Here is a 16,393-nt window from a genome sequence, read left to right as displayed (position 1 = left end):
GGGGTGGCGGACTCCAGGGAGGGCAGGTCGTCACCGCGCAGCACGTCGCCCGGGGCGAGCACCACGGCGCGGGTGAGGACGTTCTCCAATTCGCGCACGTTGCCGCGCCAGGGCAGCCGGGTGAGGCGCTCCATGACCTCGGGCGGCACGCGGGTGACGCGCTTGTGCACCTTCTCGTTGATGCGCTCGAGCAGGTGCTTCACCAGGAGGGGGATGTCCTCGCGCCGCTCGCGCAGCGGGGGGATGAGGAGCGTAATCACCTTGAGGCGCTGGTAGAGGTCCTCGCGGAAGCGGCCCTGCTCCACCTCCTCGGCGAGGTGGCGGTGGGTGGCGGCGATGACGCGCGCGCGCAGCTTGATGCGCTTGACGCCGCCCACGCGCTCGAACTCGCGCTCCTGCAGCACGCGCAACAGCTTCGCCTGGAGCATCAGCGACATGTCGCCAATCTCGTCCAGGAACACGGTGCCGTCCTCGGCCAGCTCGAACTTGCCGGGCTTGCCGGCGGTGGCGCCGGTGAAGGCGCCCTTCTCGTGGCCGAACAGCTCGCTCTCCAGCAGCGTGTCCACGATGGCCGAGCAGTTGATGCCGATGAAGGGCCGGGGCTCGTCGTAGGAGTAGTTGTGGATGACGCGGGCGATGAGCTCCTTGCCGGTGCCGCTCTCGCCGGTAATCAGCACGGTGGCCGCGCTGCCGGTGACCTTTCCAATCTCCTTCACCAGCTGCTGCATGGAGGCGCTGGTGCCGACGATGTCGCCCAGGCGCGCGGCGGCATTCTCGCGGTTGACCTCGTCCGCGCGGCGCGACAGCTGGCGGTACTCCAGCGCGCGCTCCACCACCAGGTCCAGGGCGGCCGGGTCCGGGAAGGGCTTGTGGATGTAGTCGAACGCCCCGGCCTTCATGGCCCGGATGGTGGTCTCCATGTCGTGGTAGGCGGTGACGAGGATGATGCGCGCGTCCCCGCACAGCCCCTTCATCTCCTCGATGATTTCCAGGCCCGTGCGGTCCGGGAGCATCATGTCGAGGATGACCACGCTGGGCATGGCCTCCTGCGCGGCCCTGAGGCCCGCGGCCGCGCTGGTGGCCGTGGCCACCTGGTAGCGGGGCTGGCCATCCTGCTCGATCTCCTCGAAATGCATCTTCAGCGTTTCGAGGAGCGAGACGTCGTCGTCGACGATGAGAAGGGTCTCCATGGCGTTCTCAGGTGGCGAACGTCAGCGTGAACACCATGCCCGGCTCCGCGCTGCCCTCGGCGGCCAGGTCTCCGCCCTGACCCGTCATCACCCGGCGCAGGGCCGCGAGGGACAGGCCCGCGCCCCGGGCCAGCCGTGAGCCGAAGGGCTCGAAGAGGGTGCCGCGCTCCTCCGGGGGCAGGGCGGCGGCGGGGTCCTTGAGCACCATCAGCACCCGGCCGGCGGGGCCGCGGCGCAGCGCCACCTCCACGGGGCTGTCCTCGGGCCGGCCCATGGCCACGTTGAGGAGCACCTGCGCCAGCACGGGCCGCAGCCGGTTGGGGTCCACCTTCACGCGCGGCAGGTCCGGCTCCTCGTCCACGCGCACCTCGATGCGGCGCTCGGCCAGCTCCGGCGCCACCATGCCGGTGGCCTCCTGGAGCACCGAGCGCAGCGGGTGCGCGTCCAGGTTCGGCGTGGTGTCGCGGCCGTACTCGGACAACAGCCAGAGCATCCGCTCCATGGTGCGGATCTCCCGGTTGGCGATGGTGAGCCGGCGCCGGTCCCGGTCGGACAGGCCGGTGTTCCGGGCGAGCGTCTGCACCGCCATCTTCACGGAGGACAGCGGGTTGCGAATCTCGTGGCTGAGCGAGGACGACAGCCGGGAGATCTGCACCGGCGGCGCGCCTTCCAGCACGGCGTTCAAATCCAGCACGCCGGCGCAGGCTTCACCCTGGTCCAGCCCCAGCGACAGGCGCAGGGGCGTGGGGTCCTCCGCGCCGAGGTTCGCGGAGACGAACTCCACGGCGCGGCGATCTTCCCGGGCGCGGGCGTCCAGCTCCCGGGCGCGCTCGGGCGTCACGCCGAGCACCGCGTGGAGCGGACGCTCCAGCAATTCCGCCGCGGGACGGCGGAGGAGGGTGGCGGTATCCCCCTCGACGCGAGTCACCCGCAGGCTTGGAGACCAGGCGAGCAACACGGCTTGCAACAGGTGGGCGTTCATTTGATGGGCCTGAAACATACCGAGTAAGGTCGCGTGCTGTCCCCATGTCCCTCACGGCACGTCTTCCGAAGAACCTTGTGGCTGCGCTTCTCTTCCTGTCCGGGGCCACGGCACTCGTCTACGAGCTTGTCTGGTCCAAGTACCTCGGGAACGTCCTTGGGAACAGCGGTCAGGCACATGCCGTGGTGCTCGCCACCTTCATGGGGGGGCTGGCGCTCGGGGCTTTTGTCTTCGGCAAGACAGCCGACCGGGTGAAGAGCCCCCTGGCCCTGTACGGCCTGCTCGAGCTGGGCGTGGGCCTGTATGCCCTGGCCTTCCCCCATGTCCTGGGCGCCCTGGAGGCGCTGTGGCTGGCGGTGGCGCCCTCCGTGCCGCCGGGGCTGCGGGTGGGACCGAGGCTCCTGGTGTCCTCCCTGTCCCTGGTGGTGCCCACGCTGATGATGGGCGGCACGCTGCCGGCGCTGGTGCGGCACTTCGCGGCGAGCCTGGCCGGGGTGCGGCGGGAGCTGGCGCGGCTGTACGCCGTCAACAGCCTGGGCGCGGCGGTGGGCGTGTTCTTCGCCGGCACGAAGCTGGTGCCCGCGGTGGGCCTGTCCGCGTCGGCGAAGATGGCGGCGGCGCTCAACATCCTGCTGGCGCTGATGGCCATCGTCCTCGCCCGCCGGCTGCCGCCCGCGCTCGTCCCCGGGCAGGCGGCACCCGACGCGCAGGGTGGGGAGGAGGTCGCCTACCCGCGCGTGGCGGTGCGGGCGGCGCTCATCGGGGTGCTGCTGTCGGGCTTCACCTCCATGATGTACCAGGTGACGTGGATCCGCCTGCTGTCCATCGTCCTGGGCGCGTCCACGTATGCCTTCACGCTCATCCTCACGGCGTTCATCCTCGGCATCGGCCTGGGCAGCTTCTGGCTGATGACGCGCGGCCCGAAGCTGGATTCGCTGAAGCTGTTCGGCTGGCTGCAGCTGGCGCTGGTGGCGAGCCTGTGCGTGGCGCTGCCCCTGTACGTGCGGCTGCCGTACCTCTTCCAGACGGCGCAGTGGATGCTGACGCGCAGCCTGGACACCTGGCCGGTGTTCCAGTTCGTGACGTTCGGCTTCTGCTGCGTGGTGCTGTTGGTGCCGACGTTCTTCATGGGCGCGGCCTTCCCGGCGGCGGCGCGCGTGGCCACGGCGAAGGTGTCCGAGGTGGGGCGCCAGCTGGGCGGCGTGTACCTGTGGAACACGGTGGGCACGATTACCGGCTCCGCCCTGGGCGGGCTGGTGCTGATGCCGTGGTGGGGCATGGAGGGCAACTTCGTGGCGGGCGTGGTGGCCAACCTCGCCGCCGCGGCGCTGGCCTTCGGGGCCACGTCGGAGCGCCCCGCCACGCCCGCGCGCGCCCTGTGGCCGGTGGCGGCCTCGCTGGCGGTGGCGGTGGCGGTGCTGGGCGGCATGAGCGGCTGGTCCGAGCGGCTGTCCGGCATCGCCTCCATCCGGGTGCACGGCAAGCCGGCGGACAGCTACGCGAAGCTGGTGGAGGAGACCGAGCGGGACATCCGCCCCGTCTTCTACCGCGACGACACCTTCGCCACGGTGATGGTGGCGGACGCTCCGAAGGAGCGCCTGCGCTTCATGAAGCTCAACGGCAAGGTGGACGCCTCCAACGGCAACGACACCGAGACGCAGGTGGTGGCCGCGCACCTGGGAGCGCTGCTGCACCCCCGCGAGCCGAAGAACGTGCTGCTGGTGGGCGCGGGCGCGGCCATCACCGCGGGCAGCGTGCTGGCGCACCCGGTGGAGCGGCTGGACATGGTGGAGATTGCCCCCGCGGTCATCGACGCGGCGCGCCTGTTCAAGGCGGACAACCGCAACGCGGTGGATGACCCCCGCACGCACGTGCACATCGACGACGCCAAGACGTTCATGGCGCTGGCGCCGCGCAAGTACGACCTGGTGGTGAGCGTGCCGTCCAACCCGTGGGTGGCCGGCGTGTCCGGCCTCTTCACCCGGGACTTCTTCCAGACGGTGGACCGGCACCTGACGGACGACGGCGTCATGGTGCAGTGGATCCACACCTACGAGAGCAGCGACGAGCTCATCAAGCTGGTCATCCGCACCCTGCGGGACACCTTCCCGCACGCCACCACGTGGCTGGGGCCGCAGGACCTGGTGCTCGTGGCCAGCCGCAAGCCGCTGACCTTCGACGCGCGCCAATTGGCCGAGCGCATGGCGCACCCGGACGTGAAGGCGGACCTCGCGCGGGTGAACATCCACGACGTCTACACGCTCCTGGCCAAGCAGGTGCACAGCGAGCCGGGGCAGCTCGAGTTCGCCGGCCCGGGCCCCATCAACACGGACGACCACAACCTGCTGGAGTACGCCTCGCCCATCGCCTTCTTCGTGGCCAACAAGGACGTGCGGGTGAAGGACGAGCGGCGCTCTCCGGCGGGGGCCGCGCGCCTGTGGCTGCACGAGTACCAGCGCCAGCACCCGCCCTCGGCGGAGCAGGTGGCGGGGCTGTACCGGAACATGGAGCGCGCCCACGCGGCCAATGACCCGCTGGTGCGCGGGGTGGCGGAGCTGTGGCGCTCGCTGGCCCCGGACAGTCGCGACGCCGCGGTGGCCCTGGGCACGGCGGCGCTGGCGCAGCAGGACCTGACGCTGGCCGCCTCGCTGCTGGAGCCGGAGGTGGCGCGCGGTGGACGCGAGCCGGCCCTGGTGTCGGCGTACCTGCGGCTGGTGGCCGGCCGCGCCTGGGCGCAGCGCACGGTGTGGACGCCCATGGACGCGGCGCTCGCGGACGCCACCCGAGCGGTGGCCCTGGGCCGAGAAGTGGCCGCCGCCCACCCCGAGAACACCGAGCTGCCCAGGGCCCTGCGTGCCCTCTGCGAGGCCCTGCCGCCCTCCGCCTGTGCCGCCACGGCCCCCGCGGCGGCGCCCGTGGCCACCCCGGAAGGCCCCTGAGCGGCCCTCCGGGAATGTCACAATTCGGCTAATTGCCGGGAATCACAGGGAATTCCGCCCATCCTCCCGATGACGGATGGAGGGGCAGGTGGGATCTCCCATAAGGTGCCGTCCGACTCTCACACTCCACTGGAGCGTCCCCACATGAAGGCGATTTCCAAGAAGAAGCAGCAGCTGCGCAAGGCCCGTGGCCAGGGCATGACCGAGTACATCATCATCGTTGCCCTCATCGCCATCGCCGCCATCGGCGTGGTGACGCTGTTCGGCGACAACATCCGCGCGCTGTTCGGCGCCTCCGCGGACGCGCTGGCCGGCAACACGGCGGTCCAGGCGGGCACCACGGGCCGCCAGAAGCAGCTCGAGAAGAAGGACCTGGCCACCTTCGGCCAGAACAACGCCTACTGAGGCGCTCCTTCCGGGTGGCGTCGCTCCGTCTTCGCGGGGTGACGCTCCTGGAGCAAGAGGGTGGGTGCCGCGCTCCGGTGCGGTCCCACCCTTTTTCTTTTGCCCTCTCAGCCGCCGAAGCCGAGCCGCCGCAGCATGACGGCGCGGATGGAGGGGATGCGGAAGCGGTAGATGAGCGCGTCCGCGAAGTAGTGCGCCAGCACCACCGCGAAGCCCAGGGACGTCAGGGCGCGCAGCACGGGGTGGGCCTGCGTCGTGCCCAGGTTGCTGCCGAGCGCGCCGCGCACGGCCTCGTGCGTGAGCAGCCCGTGCACCACGCCCAGCGCGAAGAGCGGCAGCATCGACGCCACCATCAGCGCGCCGATGAGCGGCCGGGACAGCCGGCGCGTGTCACCCTCGCGCGGCTCCAGCATGCGCGCGGTGAGCGCGTAGTACTCCAGCCCGTGCATGGCCGGCAGCATGATGTAGCCCCACGTCGGGGCCACCAGCACCAGCCCCGTGGCCGTGGCGAGGGCCACGAGGTAGAGCACCTTGGGCCCGCTGGCGGTGCCCGCGCGCAGCACGGAGCGGAACAGCGCGACGAAGTAGCCCAGCCACACCGCCAGCAGCACCGCGAGCGCCCCGTGCGGCAGCACCCGGCCCTGGCCCACGTCGAGGAAGGCCGGGGCGTCGGGGGCGGCGGACTCGGGGACGAAGAAGATGCGCGCCAGCAGCAGCGAGAGCATCAGCGGCACGTAGGCCTGCTGGAGGCGGCGCTCCCGCGCGGAGGCCCCGGGCAGCCCGGCCTTCCCGGCGCGCAGCCCGTGCAGCGACCAGAGCCCCCGGTGCTGGGACAGCGTGTGGTGCAGGCCGAAGATGTTGAAGAGCACGGCCACGCCGAAGGTGTGCGCGGTGCGCTCCAGGTAGAAGGTGAAGAACAGGCCGGTGCCCACCGCGAGCATGGCCAGCGCTCCGGCGAGCACCTGCCGGGGCTGCCCCGGTGCCGCCGTCAGCACGTCCCGGTGGACGGCGAAGAGCAGGAAGGTGAGCACCACGTGCGTGGCGTTGCCCAGCAGGTTCTGCGCCGTCCACGACGCCAGCCGCTGCGCCCCGTCGGCGCTGGTGGGAGACAGCGCGCTGGAGGCCGCCACTCCCAGTGCGAGGGCCAGGGGCAGCAGGAGGATGAGGACATCCACCCGGCGAGAGAACAGCCACAGGCCCCGGAAGGCCAGGGTGCCCGGGGTGGCGGAGACCAACGGCCCCGGCATGGGGGTGGGGGCGGCGGGATTCACCGGCGTCATCGGCGGGGAACCTATCATCCCGTGGACCCCCGTGCCCGTGCCGGGTCGTGGGTGCTCCCCCGCTGAGCAGGGCCACCGGACGCCTCGAATGTCTGTATTTGCCTTGAGGCTCCAGGGAGCTCCAGGGAACGGGGCGCGGGGCGGACCCACCGGGCGCCATGCCGGCCACGTCGATGTTGACCCTCCCGGCCTGGCGCCCCCGGGGGCCCAAGGAGCGCGTACGCCTTCCCCGGGCCGTGCTAAGACGGACCCCGTTCATGGAAGGCCGCCTGCTGCTGAAGAACTGCGCCGTGTTCCGCGCGGATGGACGGGTCCGCACCGGCATGGCCGTGGTGGTGGAGGGAAACACCATCCGCCGCGTCGCGCCGGATGCCCAGGTGCCCGTGCTGCCCGGGGACTGGGAGGTCGCCTGTCGCGGCCGGCTCGTCGCGTCCGGGCTGGTGGACTGCCACTCGCACCTCGTCAACGGCCAGCTGCTGCCCGCCAGCGGCTACTTCCTGCTGCTCAACCCGCGCGAGCGGCTGGAGCGGATGCTCCGGGTGGCGCGGCTGGTGACGGCCGAGGACGTGGAGGCGCTCACCCGCTTCGCCGCCGCCCGCGCGCTGCGCCACGGCGTCACGATGGTGGTGGACCACCTGTCCTGCCACGACGTGGCGGGAGGGCTCGCCGCCCAGGCCCGCGCCGCGGAGAGCGTGGGCCTGCGGCTGGTGGCCAGCCACGCCACCCACAGCCTGGATGGGGACTCGCAGGCCCAGACGTGGCTCGCGGACAACGCGGAGTTCGCCAGCCGCCACCGCGAGCACCCGCTGGTGCGCGGGGCGCTGGGCTTCCATGCCTCGTACACGTGCGACCACGCGCTCCTCACCCGGGTGTCCCGGCTGAGCCGGGAGCTGGACACGCCCACCGTCTTCCACCTCGCGGAGAGCGAGGACGACCTCACCACCACCTACTCGCGCCACGGCCAGCGCGTGGTGCCCCGGCTGGACGCGCTGGGGCTGCTCGGCCCGAACGCCATCGCCGGCTACGCGCGCGCGCTGGACACCGCCGAGGCCACGCGGCTGGCGGAGAGCGGCACCTTCGTGGCGCTCGCGCCCCGGGGCGTGCGCACGCTGGAGCGCGGCGTGGACCCGATGGAGGCGGTGGTCTCCCGCATCCACCTGCTGGGGCTGGGCACCGGCGGCCACGGCTCGCTCCAGGACGAGCTGCTCGCCGCGACGGTGGGCGTGCTGCGCATCGCCCGCGCCGGGCGCCTGCCGGACGTGGACAACACCCTGGCCCACCTGCTCGTCAACGGCCCGGCGGAGCTGTGCACGCGGCTGTTCGGCCTGCCCTCGGGCAACGTGGAGGAGGGCAGCCTCGCGGACCTCGTCGTCTACGACACCGTGCCCCCGGCGGACCCGGAGACGGGCTACTCGCCCCACCTGCTCGGGCAGGTGTCCGGCTCGCCGGTGGCGTGGACGGTGGTCAACGGCCGCGTCTGCGTGCGCGAGGGGCAGTTGCTGGGGCACGACTACATCGCGCTGTCCCATGCCGCCACGGAAGCGCTGCACCGCGTGTGGACGCGCGCGCGGCTGGGGAGCTGAGGCCCCATGGGCGCGCTGCCTCCCTCGCTCGTGGACGTCCTGCGCGCGTCGCGTGAGCGGCGGGGCGCCCTGCTGTCGGACGCGCGCACCACCGCCTTCCGCGTGCTCAACGGCGAGGCGGACGGCGTGCCCGAGGTGACGGCGGATGTCTTCGGCGGGCTGTATGTCATCAGCCTCTACCGGGACCTCACTTCCGCCGAGGAGGAGACGCTCCTGGACGCCGCGGTGGCCGCGTGGGCGCCGCGGAGCGTCTACCTCAAGCGCCGCCCCCGCGAGGCGCGCGTGCTGGCCAACGTGGCGAAGGAGGCGCTCGCGCCGGAGACGGCCGCCCGGGGCGAGCCGGTGGAGTCGCTCACCGCCCTGGAGAATGGCCTGTCCTTCCTCATCCGCCCCGGGCAGGGGCTGTCGGTGGGCCTCTACCTCGACATGCGTGACACCCGCGTGTGGCTGAAGGACGAGGTTCGCGGTCGCACCGTGCTCAACCTCTTCTCGTACACGTGCGCCTTCGGCGTGGTGGCCACCGGGGGGGGCGCGACGCGGGCGCTCAACATCGACGCCAGCCGCCGGGTGCTGGACTGGGGCGAGGAGAACGCGCGCCTCAATGGCCAGCCGGTGGACCGCTACGACTACGTGGCCGGCGACGTGTTCGACTGGCTCAAGCGCCTGGCGAAGAAGGGCGAGGCGTTCGACGTCGTCGTGTCGGATCCGCCGTCGTTCTCCACCACGCGCACCGCGCGCTTCTCCGCAGCGCGCGACTACGCGAAGCTGGCCGAGGCCGCCGCGCGCGTGGTGGCGCCCGGGGGCCGGCTGGTGGCCTGCTGCAACCACGCGGGCCTGCCCATGCGCCGCTTCGAGGCCATGGTGGCCGAGGGGCTCGCGCTCGCTGGCCGGCAGGGCAGGGCGGTGCGCTCGCTCGGCCCCTCGCCCCTCGATTTCCCGTCCCCGCCCGGACAGGAGCCGGCCCTCAAGGTGCACGTCGTAGAACTTCGTTAGCGCGGCCGTGCCCGGGGCGGGTAAGGTCTCACCCGCCATGGCTCCCGCAGGCCCTCAGCAGCGCGACACCGGCCGCTTCGGCAAGTACCGCCTCATCGACCGCATCGCGGTGGGCGGCATGGCGGAGATCTTCCTCGCGCACCAGCAGAGCGAGGACGGCCGCGAGTCGCCCGTCGTCATCAAGCGCATCCGCCCGCACCTGTCCAAGCACGCGGCCTTCGTGAAGATGTTCCTCAACGAGGCCCGGCTCGCCGCCCAGCTCAACCACCCCAACGTCGTGCAGATCCACGACCTGGGCAAAATCGCGGAGAGCTACTTCATCGCCATGGAGTACGTGGCGGGGCGGGACATGCGCCGCGTGGTGCCCAAGGCGGAGGCGCTCGGGATTCCCTTCCCGCTGGTGTACGCGGTGAAGATTGCCTCCAACGTCTGCGCGGGGCTGCACCACGCGCACACCAAGGTGGACCTGTACGGCAACCCGCTCAACATCGTCCACCGGGACGTGTCGCCGGAGAACATCGTCGTCGCCTTCGACGGCTCGGTGAAGATTCTCGACTTCGGCATCGCCAAGGCCGCCAACCAGGTGGAGCAGACGCGCACCGGCGAAATCAAGGGCAAGCTCAGCTACATGAGCCCGGAGCAGTGCCTGGGCAAGCCGCTGGACTGCCGCAGCGACATCTTCTCCCTCGGCGCGGTGCTCTACGAGTGGCTCACCGGCTTCAAGCTCTTCACCGGCGAGTCCGAGGTCGCGGTGATGCGCAGCATCACCGAGGGAAAAATCTACGCGCCCTCGTACTTCCGGGAGGACCTGCCGGAGCGGCTGGAGGTCATCCTGATGAAGGCGCTGGAGCGAGACAGGGACAGGCGCTACCAGACGGCCGCGCAGATGCAGAAGGACCTGGACGCCTTCCTGGACGCGTACGACTTCACGCCCACGCCGCTGCACCTGTCCAACTTCCTCAAGCAGCTCTTCGAGGAGGAACTGCAGGCGGAGCAGCGGCGCATGGCGGTGCGCGCCCAGTCCGCGCCCACGTCCGAGGAGGCGCTGGAGCTGGCCGAGGTGGTGGCCGCGCTCGACACGGAGCGGGGCTCGCCCGCGCCGGAGCCCGTGGCGCCCCGGCCCCATCCGGCGGAGACGGACGAGCGCACCGAGCCGCGCATGGTGGCGGTGCCGCTCAGCCCCGCCACGTACGAGGCGCTGGAGGCCGTGGCCCGCCGCAATGACATCTCCCCGGGCCGGCTGGTGGCGGAGCTGCTCGAGGCCTGGCTGAAGTACCGCTGACCCTATGCCCCGGCTGAAGCTGACGCTCGAATACGAAGGGACGCGCTACGTGGGCTGGCAGGTGCAGCCCAACGGCCCGTCCATCCAGGCGGCGCTGGAGGATGGACTGGCCCGGCTGCTGGGCGAGCGGGTGTCGGTGGCCTCCGCGGGGCGCACCGACGCGGGCGTCCACGCCACCGGGCAGGTGGCCTGCTTCGACACCTCGCGGGTGCTGCCGATGAAGGCCTACCTCATGGGCCTCAACGGCATGCTGCCGGAGGACCTCGCGGTGGTGGACGCGGTGGAGGTGGCGGCGGAGTTCGACCCGCGGCGCTGGTCCATGGGCAAGCGCTACCGGTACCGGCTGAGCAACCGCCGCACGCGCTCGCCGTTGCGCCGGACGACGCACTGGGAGGTCTTCGCCCCCCTGGACGTGGACGCCATGCGCCGCGCGGCGGCGCACCTGTTGGGGCGGCATGACTTCTCCGCCTTCCGGGCGTCGGACTGCCAGGCGAAGCACGCGGTGCGCGAGGTGCGCCGGCTGGCGGTGGAGGGCGCGGCGGGCGACGCGGTGTCCTTCGTGGTGGAGGGCACGGCCTTCCTGAAGCACATGGTGCGCAACCTCGTGGGGACGCTGGTGGAGGTGGGCAAGGGGCGCAGGCCGGAGGCGTGGGTGGCGGAGGTGCTGGCCTCGCGGGACAGGAAGCGGGCCGGGCCCACCGCGCCGCCGCAGGGACTGGTGCTGGAGGAGGTCTTCTACGGGGATGGCCCGCCCGCCCGCACGGCGGGGGGCGCGCCGGACGCGGAGGAGGACGAGTCCTGAAGTGAGGTAGGCTCGCCCGCCGTGAGCTCCAAGACGAGTGCCCTCGAGCCGTTGCGCGTCCGCATCCGCCGCTTCCAGTTCGTCATGGGACTGGGGTTCCTCGCGCTCATCGGCGGCTCCATCATCGGCGGGTCGCTGCGAATGCGGCTGAGCGTGCGGTTGAGCGCGCTGCCCTTCGAATGGCTGGCGCTGGTGCTGGACTCGGCGCTCGCCAACTTCTGGCTGCTCGGGGCGCTGCCGCTCATCTGCTACGGCGCCGCGCGCGTGGTGGAGGTGCGGCCCTGGTCCACGGCGCTGGGCTCGGCCATGACGGGCTCGGTGTTCCTCCTGGCCATCAGCACCGTGCAGAGCGGACTGGACGGCCTGTGGGGCGTGGGCCTGAGGCCGGTGCTGAACGTGGCGGCCTTCGTGCTGGGCGTGGTGCTCAGCACCCGGGCGGTGAAGCTGGGCCGGGACGCCGCGGCGAAGCAGGTCGAGAAGACGCGCGAGAAGGCCCAGGAGCGCAAGTCCGAGTACGACGAGTTCCTCCGCGCCGCGGAGGCCGGCGGTGCGCGCCTGGAGCAGCGCGAGGCCTCCACGCAGGCCCAGCCCTCCGAGGCGACCCCCACTCCGGACGCGCGGGACGTTCCCAAGAACCCGGCGGCCTGAGCCCGTCGAAGACAGTCGCCGTGCACGGTGCGAGAAGCGCCGTCCGCGGTGTCATGCCCGCCCCGGGGGTGGGGACATTTCCTTGCGGGAGCGGCTCGGCCCATAATGCCGGCGCCGCCTCGCGCGGCTGTCACCCATCATCAGAGTCCGCAGTGGAATCACCGGCTTGCGCGGTGTCTTGACCCGCGCGGGCCTCCATCACCCATCCCAAGCATCGAAGTGAGTTGTTGCAGTCGACGGCTCGTGCGCGCGCGCACGCAGCCAGAGGGGGAGTTATATGCATTCGAAGTCATCCGTGAGGGGCGCCCTCGTGTCGGGCGTCCTGGTCCTGGTCTCCGCGTCGGGATGCCAGGGAGAAGAAGCGCCCGCCCCGGTGAGCCGGACCCCAGCTCCGCTCGCCACCAATGCCCAGGGGCTCAACTGCGGCGCGAGCCTCGTTCCCGTCATGAGCAGTCCCACGCTGCCCTCCGGCATCGTGTCCCGCTCGGGCGTGCTGAGCGCGGACTACGAGGCGTGGAAGGCGTTCGACACCGTCGACTCGGGCTCGTCCATGTGGCTGTCCCAGGTGGGCCAGACGCCCGCGTGGATTGGCTATGAGTGGACCGACGGCGCGAGGAGCGTCACGCACTACGCCATCCAGTACGTCAACGGCTCCATCACTACGCGAGCTCCGAAGAACTGGACGCTGGAGGGCTTCAACGGCTCCGCGTGGGTGGTGGTGGATACGCGCAACAATGAAATCAACTGGGGCGGCACCGAGCGGCGTGAGTACACCGTGGCCTCGCCGGGCTCCTTCAGCCGGTACCGGCTGCACGTGACGGACGACAACGACACGCGCACCGGCATCGAGACCGTCTCCATCGGCCGGCTGGAGCTGTTCAACTGTCCGTGCGCGGCGACCAACCTGGTGCCCGTGATGACGAGCCCCACGCTGCCCTCGGGCACGGTGACGCGCTCGGGCATCCTGGGCGCGGACTACGAGGCGTGGCTGGCCTTCGACGGGGTCGACTCCGGCGGGTCCATGTGGCTCTCGCAGGTGGGCCAGACGCCCGCGTGGATTGGCTACGAGTGGGCCAACGGCCCCAAGCGCGTGGACCGCTACGCCATCCGCTACGTCAACGGCTCCATCACCACGCGTGCCCCGAAGAACTGGACGCTGGAGGGCTTCAACGGCAGCGCCTGGGTGGCGGTGGACACGCGCAACAACCAGGTCAACTGGGCCGGCACCGAGCGGCGTGAGTACATCGTGGCTTCGCCAGGGGCCTTCGCCGCGTACCGCCTGCACGTGACGGATGACAACGACACGCGCACGGGCATCGAGACCGTGTCCATCGGCCGGCTGGAGCTGCTCGGCTGCAACGTGGACACGCAGGCCCCGGGCGCTCCGGGGCTGACGGGCTTCGCGCCGGCTTCTCCGTCCAACAACCTCAATCCCGTGCTCTCCGGCACCGCCGAGGCGGGCTCCACGGTGCGCCTCTACTCCGGCTCCGCGTGCGCGGGCACGCCGGTGGCCACGGTGACGGCCACGGCCAGTGGCACCTTCTCCAGCACTCGCCCGGTGACGGCCAACGCGACGTCCACCTTCACGGCCACCGCGACGGACGCGGCGGGCAATGTGTCCGTCTGCTCGCAGGCGGCCAGCTACGTGCACGATGGCGCCGCTCCCGCGGTGCCGGTGCTGACAGGCTTCGCGCCCGTCTCGCCGTCCAGCAACCTCAACCCGGTGCTCTCCGGCACGGCCGAAGCGGGCGCCTCGGTGCGCATCTTCTCGGGCACCGCGTGCGCGGGGACTCCCGTCGCCACGGTGACGGCCACGGCCAGTGGCACCTTCTCCTCCACGCGCCCGGTGACGGCCAACAGCACCACGACCTTCACGGCGACGGCCACCGACGCGGTGGGCAACGTGTCCGCGTGCTCGGCCAGCGTCAGCTACCGGCATGACGGCATCGCGCCTTCCGCTCCGGTGCTGTCGGGCTTCACCCCGGCCTCGCCGTCCACCAGCACCCAGCCCACCCTCTCCGGCACCGCCGAGGCGGGTGCCTCCGTGCGTCTCTTCTCGGGCACCTCGTGCACGGGGTCGGTGCTCGCCACGGTGACGGCCTCCCCGACGGGGGCGTTCTCGGTGACGCGCACCGTCTCCGCCAACACCACCACGACCTTCACCACGCAGGCGGTGGACGCGGCGGGCAACGTGTCCGCGTGCTCGGCGAGCGCCAGCTACCGGCATGACAGCCTGCCGCCCGCCGTGCCGGCCTTCACGGGCTTCACCCCGGCATCCCCGGGCCAGTCCCTGACACCGCAACTCCGTGGCACCGCGGAGAAGAGTGCCACCGTGTCCATCTTCCAGGGCACCGGATGCGTGGCGCCCGCGGTGGCCACGCTCACCGCGGATGCCTCGACGGGCGTCTTCGCCACCTCGGTGACGGTGTCCGCCAACTCGGCCACCGGCTTCTCCGCGCGCGCGGTGGACGCGGTGGGCAACACCTCCGCCTGCTCCGGAGTCGTCACCTACGTGCATGACACCGTGGCGCCCACACCGCCCACGTTCATCGCGGGCTATCTCCCGCTCGACGCGGCTCCGGTCGCCGGTCAGGTGCGCGCCCAGACGGAGCCCCGGGGACGGGTGGCCGTGTTCACCGACGCGGCCTGCACCCAGGCGGCGTCCCCGGCCGGCGTGGCGTCGGCGGATGGGACGGGGCTCGCGCTCCTGTCGCTCTCCCAGCCGCAGCTGGAGACGCAGATGTTCGCGGTGGCCATCGACGCGGCGGGCAACCGCTCCGCGTGCGTGTCGTTCGAGGCGGGCTGCCCCGTGGGCTTCGAGGACTGCGACGGCGACCCGGCCAACGGCTGCGAGGTGGACTTGATGCGCGACGAGGCGAACTGCGGCGCGTGCGGCACCGTCTGCGGCGGCGCCCCTTCCGCCAACGCCGTGTGCGGCGGCGGTACCTGCGGCCTGGGCTGCGTGGTGGGCACGTTCGACTGCGACGGCCTGGAGGCCAACGGCTGCGAGTCCGCCACCGCCTGCGACCCGGCGGTCTGTCAGGTGGACCCGCAGGAGGAGCTGCTCATCACCGCGCTCTCCGTGGTGGAGGACCCGGTGCGGACCACCGGCTCCGGCGCGTGGACCTTCGGCGCGTTGATGCGGGCGATGAACGGCGGCAGGGATCCGTCCGAGCTGGTGCGCAACTGGCTCCGCACCTGGGAGCAGGACCAGTTCATCGGCGCCACCTTCGTGCCGGCTCGCCCGAACATCCGCGGGCTGGTGCTGAGCGCGTGGGAGCAGCGCAGCGGCGGCTCGGGCGCTCCGCTGAACTTCAACGTCGCTCCCTTCCGGCTGCTGGCCATCGTCAACCGCATGGACCTGCGGCACGAGAACGAGCACGCGGGCGAGGGGCGCTTCGTCTTCGGCGTGACGGACCCGTCCGGCAACGCCACGCCGTTCACCGTCATCCTGGAGTACCAGCTCCCCGGCGGCAGCCCGGAGGAGTTCCAGCGCTGGGCGCGTGACTGGCACGAGCTGGGCCGGCTCGGGCCGTCCCACCCGGACTACAACGCGAAGCTGCAGGCCGTGACGGACCGCTTCACGAAGTCCTTCGTGGCCCCGGGCCGCTTCATGGGCGGCGCCATCCACCAGGTGCGCACCAACGAGAACGCGCTGGAGTTCGAGTGGGAGCTGCGCGAGTTCCACTTCAACGCCGAGGGACTCGCGCCCGCGCACGTGGCCCTCACGCCCGCCTTCTTCCACAATGGCTCGCCGCTCTTGAGGGACTACATCCTGCAGAACCGTCCCGCCGTCGTCGCGGAGACGCACTGGGTGCCGGAGTTCTTCCAGGACCAGCCCTTCCTGTGGGGCTCGGCGCTCACGCCGTTCAACTTCTTCTGGGACGCGCCCGGCGTGGACTCGGAGGCGCGGCACAAGTTCTCCCTCAACACGTGCAGTGGTTGCCACGCGGGGGAGACGCGGACCTTCTTCCTCCACGTCGGCCCGCGAGATCCGGGCCAGCCCGCCTTCCTCTCCCCGTTCCTGCTGAGCACCGCGCCGACGCCGGACCCCGTCACCGGGGCGCCGCGCGTGTTCAATGACCTGGGCCGGAGGCAGGAGGACCTGAAGGCCCTGGTGTGCGGCGTGCTCGCGCCGGCCACGGCGCTGAAGATGGGGCTGGGCGAGTCGCTGCTCGCGCCCCGGACCTTCGACTCGGCGGCCGTGCCGGGCTTCCCCGCCCGGTCCAACCTGCCCTCCGGTCGCGTCCACTGACGCGAAGTGGAGGGTCGTAGGGCACGGCACGCCT

11 protein-coding genes are annotated in these 16,393 nt (G+C 71.8%); 8 read left to right on the top strand and 3 right to left on the bottom strand.

Annotation, left to right across the window (positions count from 1 at the left end; genetic code table 11):
* Positions 1-1,190 (bottom strand): sigma-54-dependent transcriptional regulator (locus HG543_RS20805; protein ID WP_169346561.1); only part of this gene is annotated, 1,190 nt, incomplete at its 3' end.
* Between the two features lie 7 nt (positions 1,191-1,197).
* Positions 1,198-2,172, bottom strand: a complete 975-nt coding sequence (locus HG543_RS20800; protein WP_169346560.1) for a sensor histidine kinase — start codon at positions 2,170-2,172, stop codon at positions 1,198-1,200.
* Positions 2,173-2,249: 77 nt separating this feature from the next.
* On the opposite strand from HG543_RS20800, the gene HG543_RS20795 reads away from it, so the two are divergent.
* Together HG543_RS20795 and HG543_RS20790 are read left to right on the top strand one after the other, a co-directional pair.
* Positions 2,250-5,111 carry a fused MFS/spermidine synthase gene (locus tag HG543_RS20795; RefSeq protein ID WP_500690502.1) on the top strand — a complete coding sequence of 954 codons (2,862 nt, stop codon included), beginning with the start codon at positions 2,250-2,252 and terminating at the stop codon, positions 5,109-5,111.
* Positions 5,112-5,255: 144 nt separating this feature from the next.
* On the top strand, positions 5,256-5,516 hold the full coding sequence (locus tag HG543_RS20790; protein ID WP_169346558.1) for a hypothetical protein: 261 nt from the start codon (positions 5,256-5,258) through the stop codon (positions 5,514-5,516).
* A 107-nt stretch (positions 5,517-5,623) separates the two neighbouring features.
* On the opposite strand, the gene HG543_RS20785 is transcribed toward HG543_RS20790, so the two are convergent.
* Positions 5,624-6,814, bottom strand: a complete 1,191-nt coding sequence (locus HG543_RS20785) for a hypothetical protein (RefSeq protein WP_169346557.1) — start codon at positions 6,812-6,814, stop codon at positions 5,624-5,626.
* A 239-nt stretch (positions 6,815-7,053) separates the two neighbouring features.
* On the opposite strand from HG543_RS20785, the gene HG543_RS20780 reads away from it, so the two are divergent.
* From HG543_RS20780 to HG543_RS20755, 6 genes are all read left to right on the top strand, one after another.
* Positions 7,054-8,379, top strand: a complete 1,326-nt coding sequence (locus HG543_RS20780; protein WP_169346556.1) for an amidohydrolase family protein — start codon at positions 7,054-7,056, stop codon at positions 8,377-8,379.
* 6 nt (positions 8,380-8,385) lie between these two features.
* The gene (locus HG543_RS20775; RefSeq protein ID WP_169346555.1) at positions 8,386-9,372 is read left to right on the top strand and encodes a class I SAM-dependent rRNA methyltransferase; all 987 of its coding nucleotides are present in this window, start codon (positions 8,386-8,388) and stop codon (positions 9,370-9,372) included.
* Positions 9,373-9,409: 37 nt separating this feature from the next.
* Complete coding sequence (locus tag HG543_RS20770; protein ID WP_169346554.1) at positions 9,410-10,654, top strand: serine/threonine protein kinase; 1,245 nt, start codon at positions 9,410-9,412, stop codon at positions 10,652-10,654.
* A gap of 4 nt (positions 10,655-10,658) precedes the next feature.
* Positions 10,659-11,456, top strand: coding sequence for a tRNA pseudouridine(38-40) synthase TruA (truA, locus tag HG543_RS20765; RefSeq protein WP_169346553.1), 798 nt, complete (start codon positions 10,659-10,661; stop codon positions 11,454-11,456).
* A 21-nt stretch (positions 11,457-11,477) separates the two neighbouring features.
* Positions 11,478-12,104 carry a hypothetical protein gene (locus HG543_RS20760; protein WP_211194055.1) on the top strand — a complete coding sequence of 209 codons (627 nt, stop codon included), beginning with the start codon at positions 11,478-11,480 and terminating at the stop codon, positions 12,102-12,104.
* 373 nt (positions 12,105-12,477) lie between these two features.
* Entirely contained in the window at positions 12,478-16,359 is a 3,882-nt protein-coding gene (locus HG543_RS20755) for an Ig-like domain-containing protein (RefSeq protein WP_169346552.1), read from the top strand.
* Positions 16,360-16,393: the final 34 nt, after the last annotated feature.

The sequence above is a fragment of the Pyxidicoccus fallax genome (assembly GCF_012933655.1).
Lineage (GTDB): Bacteria > Myxococcota > Myxococcia > Myxococcales > Myxococcaceae > Myxococcus > Myxococcus fallax.
This window is presented reverse-complemented; position numbering and strand designations above follow the sequence as displayed.

Excerpts from the sequence above, each read along its gene's own strand:
- HG543_RS20800 (WP_169346560.1), bottom strand. The coding sequence starts at position 2,172 with ATGAACGCCCACCTGTTGCAAGCCGTGTTGCTCGCCTGGTCTCCAAGC.
- HG543_RS20785 (WP_169346557.1), bottom strand. The coding sequence starts at position 6,814 with ATGATAGGTTCCCCGCCGATGACGCCGGTGAATCCCGCCGCCCCCACC.
- truA (WP_169346553.1), top strand. The coding sequence starts at position 10,659 with ATGCCCCGGCTGAAGCTGACGCTCGAATACGAAGGGACGCGCTACGTG.
- HG543_RS20790 (WP_169346558.1), top strand. The coding sequence starts at position 5,256 with ATGAAGGCGATTTCCAAGAAGAAGCAGCAGCTGCGCAAGGCCCGTGGC.
- HG543_RS20770 (WP_169346554.1), top strand. The coding sequence starts at position 9,410 with ATGGCTCCCGCAGGCCCTCAGCAGCGCGACACCGGCCGCTTCGGCAAG.
- HG543_RS20775 (WP_169346555.1), top strand. The coding sequence starts at position 8,386 with ATGGGCGCGCTGCCTCCCTCGCTCGTGGACGTCCTGCGCGCGTCGCGT.
- HG543_RS20780 (WP_169346556.1), top strand. The coding sequence starts at position 7,054 with ATGGAAGGCCGCCTGCTGCTGAAGAACTGCGCCGTGTTCCGCGCGGAT.